The following is a 2,011-nucleotide window of genomic DNA, read 5'->3' as shown; positions in this document are numbered from 1 at the left end:
GCGGAACACCTGATAAAGTAAAGACACAACAAAGCGGAAACGCAGACGCCTTCGGCGGAAAAGCAACACCCTCACCGGGTGGGCTCGTAAGCGAAGAGCGGTTGTTTCTTGAGAACTCAACAGCGCGTGTTTGATTTTCTTTAAGCCATGTTTGTTTTGGCCCCGACACACGCAACCGCAAGGTTCGTGTGCGAGGTTCCTTTGATTAGCCGGGGTAACCCGGTTGGTCAGGATTACTTCTAGGTTTACCCGCCCAGGCCCTCGCGGCCGGGTTGGGTTGAGTGACCTTTATGGAGAGTTTGATCCTGGCTCAGGACGAACGCTGGCGGCGTGCTTAACACATGCAAGTCGAGCGGTAAGGCCCTTCGGGGTACACGAGCGGCGAACGGGTGAGTAACACGTGAGCAACCTGCCCCTGACTCTGGGATAAGCGGTGGAAACGCCGTCTAATACCGGATACGACCTCCCATCTCATGGTGGAGGGTGGAAAGTTTTTCGGTCAGGGATGGGCTCGCGGCCTATCAGCTTGTTGGTGGGGTAAAGGCCTACCAAGGCGATTACGGGTAGCCGGCCTGAGAGGGCGACCGGCCACACTGGGACTGAGACACGGCCCAGACTCCTGCGGGAGGCAGCAGTGGGGAATATTGCGCAATGGGCGAAAGCCTGACGCAGCGACGCCGCGTGGGGGATGACGGCCTTCGGGTTGTAAACCTCTTTTACCACCAACGCAGGCCCGGGGTTTTCTTCGGGTTGACGGTAGGTGGGGAATAAGGACCGGCTAACTACGTGCCAGCAGCCGCGGTAATACGTAGGGTCCGAGCGTTGTCCGGAATTATTGGGCGTAAAGAGCTCGTAGGCGGCGTGTCGCGTCTGCTGTGAAAGACCGGGGCTTAACTCCGGTTCTGCAGTGGATACGGGCATGCTAGAGGTAGGTAGGGGAGACTGGAATTCCTGGTGTAGCGGTGAAATGCGCAGATATCAGGAGGAACACCGGTGGCGAAGGCGGGTCTCTGGGCCTTACCTGACGCTGAGGAGCGAAAGCATGGGGAGCGAACAGGATTAGATACCCTGGTAGTCCATGCCGTAAACGTTGGGCGCTAGGTGTGGGGACTTTCCACGGTTTCCGCGCCGTAGCTAACGCATTAAGCGCCCCGCCTGGGGAGTACGGCCGCAAGGCTAAAACTCAAAGGAATTGACGGGGGCCCGCACAAGCGGCGGAGCATGTTGCTTAATTCGACGCAACGCGAAGAACCTTACCAAGGTTTGACATCACCCGTGGACTCGCAGAGATGTGAGGTCATTTAGTTGGCGGGTGACAGGTGGTGCATGGCTGTCGTCAGCTCGTGTCGTGAGATGTTGGGTTAAGTCCCGCAACGAGCGCAACCCTTATTCCATGTTGCCAGCACGTAATGGTGGGGACTCATGGGAGACTGCCGGGGTCAACTCGGAGGAAGGTGGGGATGACGTCAAGTCATCATGCCCCTTATGTCTTGGGCTGCAAACATGCTACAATGGCCGGTACAATGGGCGTGCGATACCGTAAGGTGGAGCGAATCCCTAAAAGCCGGTCTCAGTTCGGATTGGGGTCTGCAACTCGACCCCATGAAGGTGGAGTCGCTAGTAATCGCGGATCAGCAACGCCGCGGTGAATACGTTCCCGGGCCTTGTACACACCGCCCGTCACGTCATGAAAGTCGGCAACACCCGAAACTTGCGGCCTAACCCCTTGTGGGAGGGAGTGAGTGAAGGTGGGGCTGGCGATTGGGACGAAGTCGTAACAAGGTAGCCGTACCGGAAGGTGCGGCTGGATCACCTCCTTTCTAAGGAGTCTTTACAGGTCGGCATTACTTCTACAGCCGGCCGGACTCGAAAGTGGACCTGGCAGCACGGACGCCTTCGGGTGTTGGCTGTTCAGGAGTGGCTGAAGAGGAATCGAACTTGACTCCGGGTGACTAGAAGCGCCCGGGGGCGCGCTGTTGGGTGTCTGAGGAAGCAACCTTCGGCCGCTGGT

General features: G+C 58.0%; 1 rRNA gene. It reads left to right on the top strand.

The window, feature by feature from the left end:
• The first annotated feature begins 287 nt into the window (after positions 1-287).
• A 16S ribosomal RNA gene (locus ACSIH6_RS39245) occupies positions 288-1,820 on the top strand.
• Positions 1,821-2,011 lie beyond the last annotated feature (191 nt).

The organism is Nocardiopsis synnemataformans (assembly GCF_965343085.1).
Taxonomy (GTDB): domain Bacteria; phylum Actinomycetota; class Actinomycetes; order Streptosporangiales; family Streptosporangiaceae; genus Nocardiopsis; species Nocardiopsis alborubida.
This window is presented reverse-complemented; position numbering and strand designations above follow the sequence as displayed.